Origin of the sequence: Mesorhizobium sp. M1A.F.Ca.IN.020.06.1.1, assembly GCF_004023265.1 — a bacterium.
Classification (GTDB): Bacteria; Pseudomonadota; Alphaproteobacteria; order Rhizobiales; family Rhizobiaceae; genus Mesorhizobium.
Genome location: NZ_RZSR01001306.1, coordinates 1 through 1,167 on the forward strand (window position 1 = coordinate 1; position 1,167 = coordinate 1,167).

General features: G+C 63.2%; 1 protein-coding gene. It reads left to right on the forward strand.

Annotation, left to right across the window (positions count from 1 at the left end):
* Nucleotides 1–22: 22 nt before the first annotated feature.
* Nucleotides 23–1,167 (forward strand): PAS domain-containing protein (locus EOA60_RS33510; protein ID WP_245502689.1); only part of this gene is annotated, 1,145 nt, incomplete at its 3' end.

The following is a 1,167-nucleotide window of genomic DNA, read 5'->3' on the forward strand; positions in this document are numbered from 1 at the left end:
GGATGCTCATGACGCCGGCTCCATCGCCTATCGTCTTCATCTGGGCGGTCAGGGCGCCGAAGCCGGCGTCATGAGCATCCTGATCACCGCCGTCGTCGGCCTGGCCTGGCACCACATCGTCGCGGTCCGCTCGCGCACCATGTTCGACATACTCGGCCTCGGCCTGTCGGTCGCGCTGGCCGGGCTCATCACGCTTCTGGTCATTCCCTCGCAGGTCGTGACCGGCTTCGTGCAGCAGAGCACGTTGCCGTCGCTCCTGTTCCGCTTCCTGAGCACCTTCATCATTGCCGTGCTGCTCGATCGGCAGCAGCGGCGACGCGATCTCGCCGTGTCCAACATGATATTCCGTGCCATGGTTCGCGAGCTGCCGGATAGTCTCAACGTGAAGGATGCGGAGGGGCGCTTCATCGCGGCCAATCCAGCCACCGCCGAACTGGTGCGCGCCGCCTCCGTCGAGGACCTCATCGGCAAGACGGATTTCGATTTCTATCCCAAGGACGTGGCCGAGCGCTTCAGGCAGGATGAAATGGGCGCGCTGGAGGCCGGGCAGACGTTGCGCATCGATCAGCCCGCGCTCCTGCCTGACGGCAGGCAGGGCTGGCTCTACACTCTGAAGGCGCCGTTCCGCGACGAGGCCGGCAAGATCGTCGGCGTCATCACCTACAATCGCGACATCACCGAGCAGAAGCGAAACGCCCAGCTCAAGAACGACTTCATTTCCACGGTCAGCCACGAATTGCGAACGCCGCTGACATCCATCCGCGGCTCGCTTGGCCTGATCGCAGCCGGCGTCGCGGGCGAGCTGCCGCCCAAGGCCGCCAACCTCGTCAACATCGCCCACAACAACAGTGAAAGGCTGGTTCTTCTCATCAACGACATTCTCGACATGGAGAAGATCGAGTCGGGCGTCATCACCTTCAAAATCAAGCAGATGCCAGTGCGTGCGGTCCTGGAGCAGGCCATCGCCGCCAGTTCCAATTACATGGCCGATAGCGGGATCCGCATCGTCCTGGTCGACGATGCCCCGCGCGCCGAAGCCAATATCGACCCCGATCGCCTGCACCAGGTGATGGCGAACCTGCTGTCGAACGCGATGAAGTTCTCCGATCCCGGCGGCACTGTCATGGTGAAGCTCCAGCGTCGCGAGCGCGACATGCTGCGCATCTC